This is a genomic window from Rhizobium sp. SAFR-030 (assembly GCF_059415005.1).
Genome location: NZ_JBPFDO010000001.1, coordinates 1,059,451 through 1,074,139 on the forward strand (window position 1 = coordinate 1,059,451; position 14,689 = coordinate 1,074,139).

At 62.4% G+C, this 14,689-nt stretch carries 17 protein-coding genes; 5 read left to right on the forward strand and 12 right to left on the reverse strand.

Annotated elements, in window-relative coordinates; genetic code table 11:
- Positions 1 to 5: 5 nt before the first annotated feature.
- From ACR65N_RS05465 to ACR65N_RS05485, 5 genes are all read left to right on the forward strand, one after another.
- The gene (locus ACR65N_RS05465; protein WP_440456124.1) at positions 6 to 950 is read left to right on the forward strand and encodes a FliM/FliN family flagellar motor switch protein; all 945 of its coding nucleotides are present in this window, start codon (positions 6 to 8) and stop codon (positions 948 to 950) included.
- Between the two features lie 72 nt (positions 951 to 1,022).
- Positions 1,023 to 1,580, forward strand: a complete 558-nt coding sequence (gene fliN, locus ACR65N_RS05470) for a flagellar motor switch protein FliN (protein ID WP_430305962.1) — start codon at positions 1,023 to 1,025, stop codon at positions 1,578 to 1,580.
- 27 nt (positions 1,581 to 1,607) lie between these two features.
- Positions 1,608 to 2,660, forward strand: coding sequence for a flagellar motor switch protein FliG (gene fliG, locus ACR65N_RS05475; RefSeq protein WP_430305963.1), 1,053 nt, complete (start codon positions 1,608 to 1,610; stop codon positions 2,658 to 2,660).
- Positions 2,661 to 2,757: 97 nt separating this feature from the next.
- On the forward strand, positions 2,758 to 3,834 hold the full coding sequence (gene flhB, locus ACR65N_RS05480) for a flagellar biosynthesis protein FlhB (protein ID WP_440456052.1): 1,077 nt from the start codon (positions 2,758 to 2,760) through the stop codon (positions 3,832 to 3,834).
- Positions 3,835 to 3,839: 5 nt separating this feature from the next.
- A complete protein-coding gene (locus tag ACR65N_RS05485; RefSeq protein WP_430305965.1) occupies positions 3,840 to 4,277 on the forward strand; it encodes a BspJ family T4SS effector nucleomodulin in 438 nt (145 codons plus the stop codon).
- 83 nt (positions 4,278 to 4,360) lie between these two features.
- On the opposite strand, the gene visR is transcribed toward ACR65N_RS05485, so the two are convergent.
- The 12 genes from visR to ACR65N_RS05545 form a co-directional block, all read right to left on the reverse strand.
- Complete coding sequence (visR, locus tag ACR65N_RS05490; protein ID WP_440456053.1) at positions 4,361 to 5,110, reverse strand: transcriptional regulator VisR; 750 nt, start codon at positions 5,108 to 5,110, stop codon at positions 4,361 to 4,363.
- Positions 5,111 to 5,119: 9 nt separating this feature from the next.
- The gene (gene visN / locus ACR65N_RS05495) at positions 5,120 to 5,857 is read right to left on the reverse strand and encodes a transcriptional regulator VisN (protein ID WP_430305967.1); all 738 of its coding nucleotides are present in this window, start codon (positions 5,855 to 5,857) and stop codon (positions 5,120 to 5,122) included.
- A gap of 274 nt (positions 5,858 to 6,131) precedes the next feature.
- Positions 6,132 to 7,826 carry a flagellar basal-body MS-ring/collar protein FliF gene (fliF, locus tag ACR65N_RS05500; RefSeq protein ID WP_430305968.1) on the reverse strand — a complete coding sequence of 565 codons (1,695 nt, stop codon included), beginning with the start codon at positions 7,824 to 7,826 and terminating at the stop codon, positions 6,132 to 6,134.
- Positions 7,827 to 7,966: 140 nt separating this feature from the next.
- Positions 7,967 to 8,356 (reverse strand): DUF8776 family protein, encoded by a 390-nt coding sequence (locus ACR65N_RS05505; RefSeq protein ID WP_440456054.1) that lies wholly within the window; start codon positions 8,354 to 8,356, stop codon positions 7,967 to 7,969.
- An 11-nt stretch (positions 8,357 to 8,367) separates the two neighbouring features.
- Complete coding sequence (gene cheD / locus ACR65N_RS05510) at positions 8,368 to 8,922, reverse strand: chemoreceptor glutamine deamidase CheD (protein ID WP_440456055.1); 555 nt, start codon at positions 8,920 to 8,922, stop codon at positions 8,368 to 8,370.
- Positions 8,919 to 9,308 (reverse strand): response regulator, encoded by a 390-nt coding sequence (locus tag ACR65N_RS05515; RefSeq protein WP_430305971.1) that lies wholly within the window; start codon positions 9,306 to 9,308, stop codon positions 8,919 to 8,921. Before ACR65N_RS05515 ends, cheD begins: the two co-directional genes overlap by 4 nt.
- Positions 9,309 to 10,346 carry a protein-glutamate O-methylesterase CheB gene (gene cheB / locus ACR65N_RS05520; protein ID WP_430305972.1) on the reverse strand — a complete coding sequence of 346 codons (1,038 nt, stop codon included), beginning with the start codon at positions 10,344 to 10,346 and terminating at the stop codon, positions 9,309 to 9,311.
- Positions 10,343 to 11,251 carry a protein-glutamate O-methyltransferase CheR gene (gene cheR, locus ACR65N_RS05525; protein WP_430305973.1) on the reverse strand — a complete coding sequence of 303 codons (909 nt, stop codon included), beginning with the start codon at positions 11,249 to 11,251 and terminating at the stop codon, positions 10,343 to 10,345. Before cheR ends, cheB begins: the two co-directional genes overlap by 4 nt.
- The gene (locus ACR65N_RS05530) at positions 11,248 to 11,715 is read right to left on the reverse strand and encodes a chemotaxis protein CheW (protein WP_430305974.1); all 468 of its coding nucleotides are present in this window, start codon (positions 11,713 to 11,715) and stop codon (positions 11,248 to 11,250) included. The genes cheR and ACR65N_RS05530 overlap by 4 nt, the downstream gene beginning before the upstream one ends.
- 4 nt (positions 11,716 to 11,719) lie before the next feature.
- A complete protein-coding gene (locus tag ACR65N_RS05535; RefSeq protein ID WP_440456056.1) occupies positions 11,720 to 14,002 on the reverse strand; it encodes a chemotaxis protein CheA in 2,283 nt (760 codons plus the stop codon).
- A 16-nt stretch (positions 14,003 to 14,018) separates the two neighbouring features.
- Positions 14,019 to 14,384: a chemotaxis response regulator CheY1 gene (gene cheY1 / locus ACR65N_RS05540; RefSeq protein ID WP_430305976.1), complete on the reverse strand. Its 366-nt coding sequence runs from the start codon at positions 14,382 to 14,384 to the stop codon at positions 14,019 to 14,021.
- Positions 14,381 to 14,680, reverse strand: a complete 300-nt coding sequence (locus ACR65N_RS05545; RefSeq protein ID WP_430306545.1) for an STAS domain-containing protein — start codon at positions 14,678 to 14,680, stop codon at positions 14,381 to 14,383. Before ACR65N_RS05545 ends, cheY1 begins: the two co-directional genes overlap by 4 nt.
- Positions 14,681 to 14,689: the final 9 nt, after the last annotated feature.

The following is a 14,689-nucleotide window of genomic DNA, read 5'->3' on the forward strand; positions in this document are numbered from 1 at the left end:
CCGACATGAGCACTCAACCGGAAAACCGCTCTTCTGCAATCGACCCGGCGCTGCTTGCCAAGCTGACCGGCGGGCTTGGCGACCACAAGACGGTCGAAAAGATCTGCGGAGAGTTCGGCCATCTCTATTCGGAGTTCCTGCCCGACGTCTTCCAGAGCGAGACCGGCCTGTCGATCAGCGTCAACTACAGCGGCTTCCAGATGGGCCGTATGCCGGATCTTGTCGCAAGCCTCGGCGATTTCAGCCTGGTGGACGGCTCGCTGCGCAACTGGTGTCCGAACTTCGTGCTCGCCTGCGGCAGCAGCTTCGTCATCGGCCTGATGGAGCACATGCTCGGCGCTGCACCGGAGACGGTCTCGCAGCCCGCGGAACGGCCGCTGTCGAACATCGAGCTCGATCTGGCACAGATGGTGTTCGAACGGATGGCAAACGTACTGCGGTCGGGCGTCAATGCGGCGGGCGGCTTTGAAGCCAGTCTCGAGCTTCCGCACAATGCCAAGGATCGCCCTGCCCCGGAAGCCGACGCTCCGATCGAGTTCGGCGCGCTGATCCGCATGACGATCGACATCGGCAAGGTCACGTCGCAGATCGCGCTGGTCATTCCGCAGAAGGCGCTTCTGAAGACCAAGGTGGAAACGCCGCGCGCGACCGGCCAGGTGGCCAAGCAGAAGCAGGAATGGGCCGACCGGATCGCCGACCAGGTGCGCCGCTCGCACATCACGCTGGAGGCGCGGATCCGGCTGCAGAGCCTGACGCTGAAGACGATCTCGAAGCTCGCGGCCGGCGACATCATCGCCTTCGAGGACAAGAACGACGTCCGCGTCGAAGTGAGCGCCAACGGCCGGGACATGTACTCCTGCGAATTCGGCCGTTCGGGAGAGCGCTACACGGTGCGGGTGAAGGACAATATCAGCTCAGAAGACGAGCTTCTGCGTCACCTCATGGGGTAGCAGGCGGGAGCGCGTTTCCCGCACTGCGGCAATGGGCAGGCTGACGCAAGTTTCAACAGGAATAATGTGGTCATGGCAACCAAGAAGACACCTCTTATCGATCTCGACGATTTTCCTGCAGCAGGCAATGAGGTCGAGCTGGATCAGGCGATCGACGATCTGCGTGGCGTTCTGAAAGCCGATACCGACGGTGGGGCCCCCGATTTCGCCAGTGACTTCGGAGCGGGCTCGCTGTCGGACAGCGATAGCCCCTTCGGTGCCGATCTCGGCGGCGAGACCTCGTCCTTCGGCGGTTCGGACTTCGGTGGAAACGACTTCGGTGGAGCGGCGTTCGGCGGGGCCGATGTCTCGACGCCGGAGCCGGGCAGCGCGCTCACCTCTAACCTCGACCTGATCATGGATATCCCGATCAACGTCGAGATTGTGCTCGGAACCAGCAAGATGCAGGTCTCCGGCCTGATGGGACTTGAGGAAGGCGCAATCATTGCGCTCGACAAGAAGATCGGCGAACCGGTAGAGATCATGGTCAATGGTCGCCGGATCGCCAAGGGCGAAATCACCGTCCTGGAACATGACGATAGTCGCTTCGGTGTTAAGCTCACGGAAGTGATGGGTACAAAGAAAACCTGATCCCATGAGGGACAGTGAGGGAAGACCATGATGGACTTTGACGATTTCGGAGGCGCTGTCTCCACGAAACCGTTATCCCAAGCTGAAAAAGCCGCTGCCGTCCTGCTTGCCATGGGCAAGGGGGTCGCCGGGAAACTGTTGAAATATTTCACGCAAGCCGAACTCCAGACGATCATCGCGTCGGCGCAGTCGCTGCGTGAAATCCCGCCGGACGAGCTGCTGCAGCTCGTCAACGAGTTCGAGGACCTGTTCACCGAAGGTGCGGGTCTCATGGACAATGCGCGCGCCATCGAAAGCATCCTCGAAGAAGGACTTACGCCGGAAGAGGTCGACGGCCTGCTCGGCCGCCGCACCGCGTTCCAGGCCTTCGAAGCCTCGATCTGGGACCGCCTCCAGGATGCCGACCCGATCTTCGTCGGCACCTTCCTGCAGCGCGAGCATCCGCAGACGATCGCCTACATCCTGTCGATGCTGCCGTCGGCTTTCGGCGCCAAGCTGCTGATCCAGCTGCCCGACAGCCAGCGCGCCGACATCATGAACCGTACCGTCAACATGAAGGATGTCAGCCCGAAGGCCGCCCAGATCATCGAGAACCGGGTGATCGAGCTGACGCAGATGATCGAAGCCGAGCGCAACTCCAACGGTTCGAACAAGGTGGCCGAGCTGATGAACGAGCTCGACAAGCCGCAGGTCGACACGCTGCTGAGTTCGCTGGAGACGATCAGCAAGGAATCGGTCAACAAGGTGCGTCCCAAGATCTTCCTCTTTGAAGACCTCCTGGCGATGCCGCAGCGCAGCCGCGTCATGCTGCTCAACGATATAGCCTCGGACATCCTCACCATGGCGTTGCGCGGCGCACCCGTAGAGATCAAGGAAAGCGTGCTTTCGGCGATCAGCCCTCGCCAGCGCCGCATGATCGAGTCGGATCTTGCCGCCACCAACACGGCGATCAATCCACGCGAAGTGGCGATTGCCCGCCGCGCTGTGGCACAGGAAGCCATCCGCCTGTCCAATGCCGGGCAGATCCAGCTGAAGGAAGAGGCTTCCGAACAGGTCGAAAGCGCGCCGGCCGCAGCCTGATACGGCTGGCGGCATGCGCCGCCGGCATTGGAAGCCATGACGGCTTTCGCGAACCAAAGCGGGGGGCCGCCTGCCCTTCCAGCGCAGGGATGATCCCTTGTCGGACGACAAAGACAGTAAAACAGAGAGCCCTACCCACAAGAAGCTGCTCGATGCCGCGGACAAGGGCAACGTTCCGTTCTCCAAGGAAGTCACGCTGCTGGCGTCTTCCCTCGCCTTCTATTTCTTCCTCGTCTTCTTTCTGCCAAGCAGCACCGCGCAGCTCAGCCAGGCCCTGAAGGACCTCATCGAGAAGCCCGACCAGTGGGCGCTGGAGAACGCTTCCGACGTCGTATCGATCTCGGTGCGCATCGCCTGGGACGCCGCAGCCTTCCTGCTGCCAGCCATGCTGCTGTTCATGATCTTCGGCCTGGTTTCGTCGCTTGCACAGAACATGCCGTCCTTCGTCCTCGAGCGCGTCCGGCCGCAGCTGTCGCGCCTGTCGCCGGTCAAGGGGTTTGAACGGATCTTCAGCGTTCCGGGCCTGGTGGAATTCGGCAAGTCGCTGTTCAAGGTGCTGATCGTCGGCGTCATCATGTTCTTCATGATGCGCAGCGACTTCCTGCACACGATCGATGCCATGTTCGCCGATCCGCTGGTCGTACCGGGCATGCTCTATACGGCGATCAAGAAGATGATGGTGATCATTCTTCTGGCGACCGGCACGCTGGCGGTGTTCGACTTCTTCTGGACGCGACATCACTGGTTCAGCCAGCTGAAGATGTCGAAGCAGGAAATCAAGGACGAGAACAAGCAGTCCCAGGGCGACCCGATGGTCAAGGCCCGGCAGCGGTCTGTCATGCGCAGCCGCGCCCGCCAGCGGATGATGAAGAACGTGCCGCGCGCCACGCTGGTGATCGCCAACCCGACGCATTATGCGGTGGCACTGCGTTACGTGCGCGAGGAAAGCGACGCGCCGATCGTTGTTGCCAAGGGCGCTGACCTCGTTGCCCTCAAGATTCGTGAGATTGCAGAGGCCAACAACATTCCGGTTTTCGAAGATCCGCCTCTGGCGCGCTCCATGTTTGCGCAAGTCTCGATCGATAGTGTCATTCCAGCAGCCTTCTACAAGGCCGTGGCTGAACTGATTCACCGGGTCTATGCCTCCAGGTCGCCCAAAAGACGGACACGTTAGCAACTATGAAAAAATGCGATTACTCGTTGGAAAGAGAAAAGATTCTGGCGCTTGCGATCAACCCTGTTGCGACTGAACTGCGTCTGCTGGATGCAGCCGATCTGATCTCGCTGCTGCGGCTCGAATGCTATGGCAGCATCGCCGATCTGGTGTCGTCGGCCGCAGAACTGTTCTTCCATCCGGGTACCGTCAGCTTCGGCTCGGGCGGCGATTACCGGCTGGAATGGGACGGCCAGCCGGAGGTGGTTCTCGATCTCGAGATCAAGCCGCGGGGCGTCTCTGTCTATGCGCGCCTGATGCTCAGCGACAAGACGGCCGGCATCGAGATCGATCATATCGCGTTCCAGGATCCGTCCGACGATCCTGAGGAAAATACCCGCTTCCTGTCACGCAGCCTGCACGACGCCCGCTTCGTGAAGTATCCGACGGCACTTGCCGGCTGAGGGATGGCATAGGGCGTCGACCGAGCCTCGGCGCCGCTTCGCGCAGGCAAGGCTCGGCCGATGCGGCCAGTAAAGACCAGTTGTCAGTGAATGTAGCCGAGGCGGATCGCCTTGGCGATCGCCTGGATGCGGTTGACCGCGTCCATCTTGATGGTGGCTGAACCGAGATAGGCGTTGACGGTGTGCACCGAAAGCCCGAGCCGCTCGGCAATCTCTTCGCTGATCTGACCGTCGCCGGCGAGCTGGAGGCAGGCAATCTCCCGTTCGCTCAGCGTCTCGGATGGAAGAGTGCGCCGCTCGTCGAGGGCCAGAAGATCCATCATGATATGGAAGCTTCGGACGTGCTGGTCGATGACGATCTCGCTGGCGATGTTCACCGGGCCGCCGGAGAAGGCGACATAGCCGTTGCCAAGCGCCCCCAGACGGACCGGGAAGGCGATGCCGGAAAAGCCAAGGCTGCTGGCCTCCAGCTTGCGCACCAGCGGCACCGTCTCACCGCCGCCGCTCCGGGCTTCGGCATCGCTGCTCTGCCATGTCATCGGCAGCAGCGACAGGTCGATATGGTGGATAAAGGCATCGCCGTAGGCTTCGATGAGCGCACTGCTGTGCTCGGAGGCCAGCGCGCCCCAGTTGTCGAGTTCGCAGATCAGCTTGCGCTTGTTCGGAAGGCCGGCACCGGAAATTCGAAGGACGGCGAAGTTGCGCGCGTGCAGCGTCTTCTGCATCGTCACCAGCTTCGGGAATATGTCCGAGCGACTGGACGCACGCGAACCGGCGCCATACGGCGATCCGCTGTCCGCATCGTTCCTCAACGCCGTATGCCAAGAGGCCATGGTCTCGCCCTACACCAGGTTGTTGCGCACCGCGTATGCGATTGCTTCGGATCTCGTCTTCGTCGCGGTCTTGCGCATGACGCTGGTGATGTAGTTGTTGATGGTGTTGCGCGAGATGCCGAGGATGACGGCAATCTCGTCGCTGGTCTTGCCCTCGGCAATCCAGAACAGGCATTCGAGCTCGCGATCGGTCAGCTCGAAGTCGCGGTCCGGACGGGCTTCCCGCGTCTCCCCGAGGCTGAGCACGTAGCCGGCGAGCAGGCCAACCTCACGCAGCCGGTCCTGCGACAGGATGAGCCCCTCGAGGAACAGCAGCATGATTGAGTAGCGGGTGCGGCCGGCGCAGAAGGTCAGCGAACAGTACTGGCGGCTGACATCTTCCGGCAGATCCACGTCGTCCGGCAGCAGCGCGAACTGCGGCGTCAGGATGGCGAGACACTTCTCGATTTCGGTGGAACGTGAGTAGCCGCGCGACAGGTCGGTACCGAGGCGGCGGACGAGATCGAACGGCCAGTTGGAGGCAACGATCGAGTCGAGCCCTTGCTCCTGAACCAGATCGTATCGGGCGAGCAGATAGTGGGAGGCGCCGACATAGTCGGTCAGAAGCCGCATGGCGGCGGGGATGTTGTTGGAGGTCCCGGTGATCGTCAGACGACGGAGGAACTTTTCGCGCAAGACCGGCCTGGCGGCATCTGGCTCGATGAAATGCCGGCCTTCGGATGCGAACTCAGCGCCCCGGACGTCCATTCTGCCACTCTCCTTTGAAGGTGGGCGCACCGCGACCCGCCACCCTCGGGTCCCGTCGTTTCGTCGTCGCCGGAGCGCGGCTATGACCAGTCATGATCACGTTCAGCCCACCCCGAATCACCGCCATTCTAGGCGGTAGCCTTGGAATTGCCATGACCTCGCTACATTTCCTACAGGCTGCTGGGGTCCGGTCAAGCGTCGCCGCCGCTTTTGTACGCCACACAACCGAAAAGGCCGCCCGGAGGCGGCCTTCGTCGTCTGATTGTGCGGTGTGTCAGGCGGCCCGATCGACTGCCCATTTGCGCAGGATCTTCGCGGCCCGCTCTTCCGAGAGCTCGACCATCCGGGACAGCCGCTTTTCCGGACCTTCCTTGACGCGGCGATTGAAGCCGCCGTTCGGATCCTCTTCGCCGCCGAACAGGTCGCTCGAGCCGTCGAAGCCGAAGTCCGAACCGAAATCCGAGCCGAAGCCATCGACGAGTGCCGGGTTGCCGCCCGCCGGCGAGAAGTCCGGCAGTTCCAGGCCGGCAGCTTCGCCGGCAGCTTCTGTCGCGGCACCGGAGCCCGTCATGTTGCGGATGACCGGGCGGAGGCCGAACCAGACGACGAGGAAAGCGACGAGGACGAAGGCGAGCGAGTTGATGATACCGCCGAGGTTGCGGGTCAGCACTTCGCCCATGCCAGGGCCGGAGCCGGCGGATTCTTCGAGCAGCTGCGCTTCGAGGAAATCCATGGCCGTCAGGGTCACCACGTCGCCGCGGTCCGGATTAACGCCGGCAGCTGTCGCGACGATCTTCTGCATCTCGGCGAGGTAGGCGTCGATCTTCTGCTGGTCGACAGGCTCGCCGACCATCTTGGCGATTCGGCCACGGTTGACGACGACGGCGATCGAAAGCTTTTCGATGCGGTAGCTGTTGCGCGTCGTCGCGGTCGTCTTCGAGTTGATCTCGTAGTTGGTCTGCTCTTCCTTCTTGTCGGACTGATCCGACGATTCAGGCGTATTGCCGCCACCGCCCTCAGGGGCTGCCTGAGGAACGTTCTGCTCCACCGTCGCTGCCGAGTCGGGCTGGCGTTGCTGCGACTTCTGGGCCTCCTTGGTGACCTTTACCGAGCGTTCGACGCGCGATTCCGGATCGTAGACCGTCTCTTGGATCTGCTGGCTGTCGGTGTTGATGGACGCCGTGGCGCTGGAGCGGAAGTTGTCCATGCCGAGGAACGGGGCGAGCGCCTTGTCGATATTGCTTTCGATTTCCTTCTGCACCGTCTGCAGGGTGTTCATCGAGCGGTTCAGGGCGCTGTTTCCGGCTTCGTCGCCGGAGGCGAGCAGCTGACCGGTCGAATCGAGAATGGTGACGTCCTCGACATCGAGGCCGGGAACGGCGGAGGCCACCAGGTGGCGGATCGATGCGGCAGCCTTGCGGCCCGCCTCGCTGCTGGCACGGATCATCACCGAGGAGGTGGGCTTCTGGCCGGCGCGGCGGAAGTTGCCGACATCCGGCATGACGATATGGACGCGGGCGGCGGCAATGCCGCTGATCTGCTGGATGGAACGGCCGATTTCGCCTTCAAGCGCGCGGACGCGGGTGACTTCCTGCATGAAGGAGGTGAGGCCGAGCGAACCGACATTGTCGAAGAGTTCGTAGCCGGCGTTGGCGCTGTTCGGCAGGCCGCGTTCGGCCAGCATCAGCCGGGCCTTGCTGGTCATGCCGACCGGCACCTGCAGGCTCGTGCCGTCCTGGCCCGTCTGGAAGTCAATGCCGGCTTCCGCCAGCGCGATGCTGACTTGGTTGAGGTCGGAGGTCTCGAGACCGACATACAGCGTCTCGTAGGATGGCTTGTTCACCATCAGGGCCGCGGCGATGACGATAGCCATCGACAGAACGCCGACACCCGCAAGCGCCAGCAGCTTGGTTTGCCCAAGCGCCCCAAGATTTCTCATAACTTGATTGAATTGAGCCAACAGATTCATTCTGTTCCCGCACCGTCACTGGATAAAGAGCTCTTTGCCCGGCTCCAAACTAGAGCGCGAAGCTTGTGCGAGCGTTTCGCGTGAGGACGGCGGAGGCGCGGCGGCGGTGGGGGTGAGAAGCTCTCGACTGTGGCGGCCGATCAGAAGAAGTCGAGGTCACCGGCTGCCTTGGCAAGCGGCACTGCTGCCGGCTGGATCATGCCGGCGCTGAGCGCCCGGTGCATGTCGGCAAGCTTGACGAGGGCGAGCGCCGTCGACACATCAACCGTCCAGTGCTCGGGGATGGTCCCGGCGAGGGTATCGATGAATTCCGCGAGGCCGCGGGTCTTTTGCACCGCAAGGTCGATCCCCTGCAGGACTTTCATGCTGTCCGGCGAGCCAATAACACTAGTCGTGCCGAGGTCGAGCAATTGCGGCTCCACCCTCTCGATGAGGTAGGCCACGTCATACAGTTCCGCCACGATCCGTGTCAGAACTTCAGGCAACTTCTCTTCGAGGCAAGCGGGGGACTGCACGGACATGACGGACATTGCTTCCTCGACTAGAAAAATTCGATCGAACTTTCGACCGGCTTGACGGGACGGGCCGGACGCTGCTCCAGGGCCACCGTCTTTTGCGTTTCCGCGCCGGTCAGGGGATATGCACGTGCGCGGCCGCTGACAGGCCAGTATTCGAGTTTCCGGCCAAATTCGCCACCCGTTGAGGAGCCGACCACGGATATGCCCTCGTCCCTCAGGAACTGCATGGCAAAGGCCGCATTCTGCTCGCCGACATTGGAGAAACTGGCAATCGTCTTGGCGCCACCGAAGACCTTCGCCTCCAGGCGCTCACGCCGTCCGCCGCGCTTCAGGATGCCGTTGATCAGCAATTCCATGAGATGCACGCCGTAGCGCGACATGTCGCCACCCGACGTGCCGCCCGGGCCATTGCCCGGCAGCAGGAAATGGTTCATTCCGCCGACCCCGGCCACCGGATCCCGCAGGCACGCAGCGACGCAGGATCCGAGGATCGTCGTTATGACGGCCTCGGGATCATCCGTAACCTTGTACTCGCCCTGGATGATGTTCATCCGCTTGGCTGCGGCCGGGTGGATCATTTAAGGGCTCCGAAAACCGCCTCGATCGCAGCCTTCATCTTCTCGATCGTGAACGGCTTGGCCAGGACGTTGTTGGCGCCGAGCTGGGCTGCCTTCTGTACCAGCGCGCGGTCGCCCTGCGCCGTCAGGATGATGAAGGCGGCCTTCTTGGTGTTCGGGTTGGTGCGCACCGCCTGCAGCAGGCCCAGACCGTCCATCTTCGGCATGTTGAAGTCCGAAATCACCAGGTGATGCGGCTGCTCGGCCATGATCTTCATGCCCTGCTCGCCATCGCCTGCGGACGTGATCTGCTTGAAGCCGAGCTGTGTCAGGGCGTCGCTGAGCAGCAACCGGCTGGTCACCTGATCGTCGACGATCAGAACTTTGATTTTTTCAGCGAGAGACATTTATTCGGTACCTTCTTTTCGGGCAGCGGTTAATTTCAAAATTTCATCTCCGATGGCGCCGAGCGGCAGCTGCAGCTCGACCGCCCCTATGTCATGCGCCACCCGCGGCATGCCATAGACGACGCATGTCTTCTCGTTCTGACCGATGGTCCGTGCCCCTGCACTTCGCATCTTCAGCAGACCGGACGCACCATCTCGGCCCATGCCGGTGAGGATCACGCCGACCGCGTTGCGGCCGGCAAGTTCCGCCACCGAGTCGAAGAGCACATCCACCGACGGCCGATGGCCGTTGACGGGGTCTCGCTCGACAAGCCGGCAGCAAGGCGCGGACGGATTGACGACCTGCAGGTGCCTGTCACCACCGGGGGCTAGATAGATGCGGCCAATCTCAAGTCTAGCCCCGTCGGTGGCTTCCTGGACTACAGGAGCGCAAATACGATTAAGCCTTTCCGCAAAACTTTTGGTAAATGTCGACGGCATGTGTTGAGTGATCACCGTCGGCGGGCAATTCGGCGGAAATTTCTGCAAAACGGCAATGAGAGCCTCGACGCCGCCGGTGGAAGAACCGATGGCGACCACCTTGCGGCCGACGCGATATTCGGCCGCCGGTGCCGTCACCGGCACGGTTGCCGCCACCCGGCCGCGCTTGGACCGCGCCGCCGCCTTGACCTTCTCCGCCAGGTCTCCAAACGGACGGGCATCGCCAGGTACCGGCTTGCTGACACAGTCGAAGGCGCCGATCTCAAGGGCTGCAAGCGTCGCATTGGCACCCTGGTGCGTCATCGTCGACACCATGATCACCGGCATTGGCCGCAGCCGCATGATCTTTTCGAGGAACTCCAGCCCGTTCATGTTGGGCATTTCGATATCGAGGGTGACGACATCGGGATTGAGCTGCTTGATCGCAGCGCGGGCTTCCATGGCGTCGCCGGCCTGGCCGATGACGCTGACGCCCGGATCGGAATTCAGAACAGCGGTGATCAGGCCGCGCATGGTCGGCGAGTCGTCTACGACAAGAACACGTGCCGGTACGGTCATGACTTCCTCCCCGCGTTTTTGCCAGTATAGCGGTAGGTGGTTATGCCGATGTTATCGAAGGCGTTCTTTGCGTCGCCGCTGACGCGCTCCGAGTGACCGATGTACAGATGACCGCCCTCGGGAAACAGCGAGGCGAAGCGGGACCAGATCTTCATCTGGGTCGGCTCGTCGAAGTAGATCACCACGTTGCGGCAGAAGATGACGTCGAACTTGCCCTTGAACGGCCACTGGGCCATCAGGTTCAGCTCGTTGTAGGTGATCAGCTTCTTGACCTTGTCGTCGATCTGGAACTTGCGACGGCCGCCGGCATCGACCTCGCGGAAGTACTGCTTGCGCATCGACGGGTTGACCGTCTCCAACGCGTTCTCGTCGTAGATGCCGGCCCGCGCGAGAGCCAGGATCTTCGGGTCGATATCGGTTGCGAGGATGCGGAAGTCATAGTCGGCCGCATTGGGCAGCAGCGACATCACCGTCAGCGCGATCGAGTAGGGTTCCTGCCCGTCAGACGAGGCGGCCGACCAGATGCGCACCCGGCCGCCGCTCTTGGCCCGCGCGATCAGGCCCGGCAGAACCTCGTCGCGCAGGTGCTCGAAGTGGTGGTTCTCGCGGAAGAAGCGGGTAAAATTCGTCGTCAGATGCGACAGCATCTCGCGCCGGGCAGGCGCACCTTCCGGCGACGACACAAGCGCGCAATATTCGCGAAAGCCGCGCAGGCCGAGATTGCGGATGTGCTTGGAGAGCCGCGAATAGACGAGCGACGCCTTGCTGTCGTTGAGGTAGATGCCGGCGTCCGCGTAGATCATCGCGGCGATTTCCGTCAGGTCGCGGCGAGTCAGCGGATATTCACCACTGGCCAGCACCTCGTCCGGGGACTGCTTCACATCGAGATTGCCAAGAGCCTTCATGCGGCTTCACTTTCCGTGTCGGAGATCAATGCCGTAAGCTCGATCAGGCAGATCATGCGCTTGTCGATAGCCAGGATGCCGCGGGCGAACTGCCGTTCCAGATCCGAGGAGATCTCGGGGACCGGCTGGATGTTGTCATCGGTGACAGTCAGGATGTCCGACACCGCCTCGACCAGCAGGCCGACGATGCGGGTCTTGACCTGCGTGACGATGATGACGTGCCGCTCCGACGCCTCGGTACGGCCGATGCCGAGCCGGGCGGAGAGATCCATGATCGGCAGCACGACGCCGCGCAGGTTGATGACGCCCATGACGTAGGACGGCGAATGCGGCAGCATCGTCGCCTTCGTCCAGCCGCGGATCTCCCGGACCGACATGATGTCGACGCAAAATTCCTGATCGCCGATGCGGAAGGCGATGAGCTCCCGGCTACCCTGAACAAGATTTTTGGCGGCATAGGACATCGGCTCAGCCCGTCGCTGCCAGCGGCATGTCCGCCTTCATCCCGCCATCCTGCCTGAGCGACTGGCCCCGCGAGGCGGCGACCACCGCATCGACGTCGAGGATGAGCGCCACGCGGCCATCGCCGAGGATGGTTGCAGCGGCGATGCCCGGAACATGCGTGTAGTTGGCTTCAAGCGACTTGATGACCACCTGGCGCTGACCCTGGATGGCATCGACCATCAGAGCCCGCTGGCCGCCACCTTCGGATTCCACCAGCAGCGCGACGCCTTCTACCGGATTGGCCTGAGTTGCGCGGAAGTTCAGAATGCGGCCGACATCGACGAGCGGGCAGAAGGAATTGCGGATCGAGATCAGCCGCTGGTTGGCGCCGAAGGAATGCACGGCCGACGCTTCCGGCTGCAGGGTTTCGACGATCGCCGTCAGCGGCACGACCAGCGTCTGGCCGGCGACGGTGACGACCATGCCGTCGAGGACGGCAAGCGTCAGCGGCAGGCTCATGGTGAAGGTCGAACCCTGGCCGGGGCGCGAGGAAATCGAGATGCGGCCGCCGAGCGCCTGGATCGACCGCTTGACCACGTCCATGCCGACGCCGCGGCCGGAAATGTCGGAGATCTTGTCGGCGGTCGAGAAGCCCGGCATGAAGATCAGGTTGTCGATCTCCTCGTCGGTCAGGTTGGCATCGGCCGCAATCAGGTCGTTGTCGATGGCCTTCTGGCGCACGCGTTCGCGGTTGATGCCGGCGCCGTCGTCGACCAGTTCGATGACGATTCGGCCCGACCGGTGCTTGGCCGTCAGCTTGACGGTGCCTTCCGGGTTCTTGCCGGCGGCCTCGCGCTTTTCGGGGCTTTCGATGCCGTGGTCGACGGCATTGCGGATCATGTGGGTCAGCGGCTCGGCCAGCTTGTCGATGACCGTCTTGTCGACTTCGGTGTTTTCGCCTTCAGTGATCAGGCGGATCGACTTGCCGACCATGTCTGCGACTTCGCGAACGATGCGCGACATCCGCTGGAAGACCGGCTTGACCGGCTGGGCGCGGATCGCCATGACCGAATCCTGGATCTCGCGGGTGAGCTGCTGCAGCTCCTCGAGGCCCATGTTGATCGAGGACGTGCCCGTCGCATCGTTCTCGATGACGCTCTGCGACAGCATGGCCTGGTTGATGACCAGCTCGCCGACGAGGTTGATGAGGCGGTCGACACGGTCGAGGTCGACGCGGATGGTCTGGCCGGCGCTGTTGTTGGCGGCAGCGTTGGCATTCGCGGCTGCGGCGGCCGCAGCGGCCTGGCTTTCCTTCTTCTCGACGCGCGCGGCAACGGCGGCAAGCTTGCTGACGTTGGAGGCCGTCTCAGCGGCTGAAACGGCATCGGCCGCGAGGCTTGCGGCGGCACCTGCCGACGACGGCACTGCGGCCGCACCCTCGTCCTCGTCGAGCGCCGACAGGTCGAACGGCACGGGGATCATCGGCAGTTCTTCGGCGGTGTCCGGAACCTTGACGTCGAGATCGCAATCCCATTCGGCAAATTCGAAGATGCTGCGGATGTCCTGTTCGCCCTTGTCCGTCTTCACCTGGATGGTCCAGCCGAAATAGGCCTCTTCCGGATCCATCTTGTCGAAGGCCGGCAGCGTGTCCATGTCGCAGTTGATGCTCATGTCGCCGACGCGCGAGAGGTCGCGCAGCAGCAGGGCGGCTTCGTTGCCCTTGGCGTAAAGCTCGCGACGCGGCTTGAACAGCACCTCGAAGGTCGAGCTCGCGGCCTGCGGCTCATCGCTGCCGAAATCATCGAAGGTGAAGGGGATCGGCTGGAAGCCGCTGTCATCGGTCGGCGGCGGCGCCTCGGCGGGCGCTGTAGCCTTTGCCGGAGCGGGCTTGGATGTCTCGACGGCTGCGCCGCCGGACGGGATCTCGCCGCGCGCCAGCGCCTCGAGTTCCTTGACGAGACCGCGGCTGCGGCTCTCGTCGACGCTTCCGCCATCGCGCGAGCAGGTGACAAGGTCCGCCAGGATGTCGGCCGACTTCAGCATCACCTTCAGAACGTCCTGCGACGGTTCCAGCTTGTTGGAGCGCACGCAATCAAGCGTCGTCTCGAACACGTGGGCGAACGAAACCAGGTCATCAAGCCCGAATGCGCCGGCACCGCCCTTGATCGAATGCACGGCACGGAAGACGGCGTTCACCGTTTCCGGGTCGCGATCTCCATCATTCAGCTTGAGAAGACCGGCTTCCAATTCAGCGAGCTGCTCCTCGCATTCCTGGAAGAAGATCTCTTTGATTTCATTCATATCCATCGCAGGAATTCCCGGTTCAGGCGGTTACGCGTTCGATCGCATCAATCAGTTTTGCCGGATCGAAAGGCTTGACGATCCAGCCGGTCGCCCCGGCCTGGCGCGCGCGGTTCTTCTTTTCCGCATCGCTTTCCGTGGTCAGTACGAGGATCGGAACGGCGCGGTAGCGCTCGTTGCGGCGAACACCCTCGATAAAGCCGAAGCCGTCGAGGCGCGGCATGTTGATGTCCGTGACGATGACGTCGGGATTGCACTCTTCCAGCACTTCGAGACCCTCGACGCCGTCCTCGGCCTGAATGGTTTCGAAGCCGGCATTGTTCAGGGTCACCAGAAGCATGTTCCGGATGGTCCGTGAATCGTCGACGGTCAGGATTCTCTTCTTCACTGTGCGGTCTCCTTAGCGAGCAGATGTTCGATGTTGATGCCAATGAGCTGGGTGGTCTTGCGGAAGGCGTCCGAGGCTTTCTCGAACACGAATTTCTTCTTGTCCTCTTCCCAGGCGTTGGCAGCCGCCATCAGCACTTGCACACATTGAACGCCGACGCGTTCGACGCCCGAGGCATCGATCGCCAGGTCCTTCCCCCTGAGGGTGCCCAGCTGGCCGTGCAGTACCGAGGCCTCGTTGAGGTCCAGCACCGAAACCAGCTTCAGGCTTCCCGTTTCTGCTTTCCTGCTTGCCATTCCTTCAAT

Coding starts and splice junctions, on each gene's coding strand:
- ACR65N_RS05485 (WP_430305965.1), top strand. CDS start 3,840: ATGAAAAAATGCGATTACTCGTTGGAAAGAGAAAAGATTCTGGCGCTT.
- cheB (WP_430305972.1), bottom strand. CDS start 10,346: ATGACCGTACCGGCACGTGTTCTTGTCGTAGACGACTCGCCGACCATG.
- visN (WP_430305967.1), bottom strand. CDS start 5,857: ATGGACGTCCGGGGCGCTGAGTTCGCATCCGAAGGCCGGCATTTCATC.
- ACR65N_RS05530 (WP_430305974.1), bottom strand. CDS start 11,715: ATGTCCTATGCCGCCAAAAATCTTGTTCAGGGTAGCCGGGAGCTCATC.
- fliF (WP_430305968.1), bottom strand. CDS start 7,826: ATGAATCTGTTGGCTCAATTCAATCAAGTTATGAGAAATCTTGGGGCG.
- ACR65N_RS05465 (WP_440456124.1), top strand. CDS start 6: ATGAGCACTCAACCGGAAAACCGCTCTTCTGCAATCGACCCGGCGCTG.
- cheR (WP_430305973.1), bottom strand. CDS start 11,251: ATGAAGGCTCTTGGCAATCTCGATGTGAAGCAGTCCCCGGACGAGGTG.
- ACR65N_RS05515 (WP_430305971.1), bottom strand. CDS start 9,308: ATGTCTCTCGCTGAAAAAATCAAAGTTCTGATCGTCGACGATCAGGTG.
- visR (WP_440456053.1), bottom strand. CDS start 5,110: ATGGCCTCTTGGCATACGGCGTTGAGGAACGATGCGGACAGCGGATCG.
- ACR65N_RS05545 (WP_430306545.1), bottom strand. CDS start 14,680: ATGGCAAGCAGGAAAGCAGAAACGGGAAGCCTGAAGCTGGTTTCGGTG.
- ACR65N_RS05505 (WP_440456054.1), bottom strand. CDS start 8,356: ATGTCCGTCATGTCCGTGCAGTCCCCCGCTTGCCTCGAAGAGAAGTTG.
- ACR65N_RS05535 (WP_440456056.1), bottom strand. CDS start 14,002: ATGGATATGAATGAAATCAAAGAGATCTTCTTCCAGGAATGCGAGGAG.
- fliG (WP_430305963.1), top strand. CDS start 1,608: ATGATGGACTTTGACGATTTCGGAGGCGCTGTCTCCACGAAACCGTTA.
- fliN (WP_430305962.1), top strand. CDS start 1,023: ATGGCAACCAAGAAGACACCTCTTATCGATCTCGACGATTTTCCTGCA.
- cheD (WP_440456055.1), bottom strand. CDS start 8,922: ATGATCCACCCGGCCGCAGCCAAGCGGATGAACATCATCCAGGGCGAG.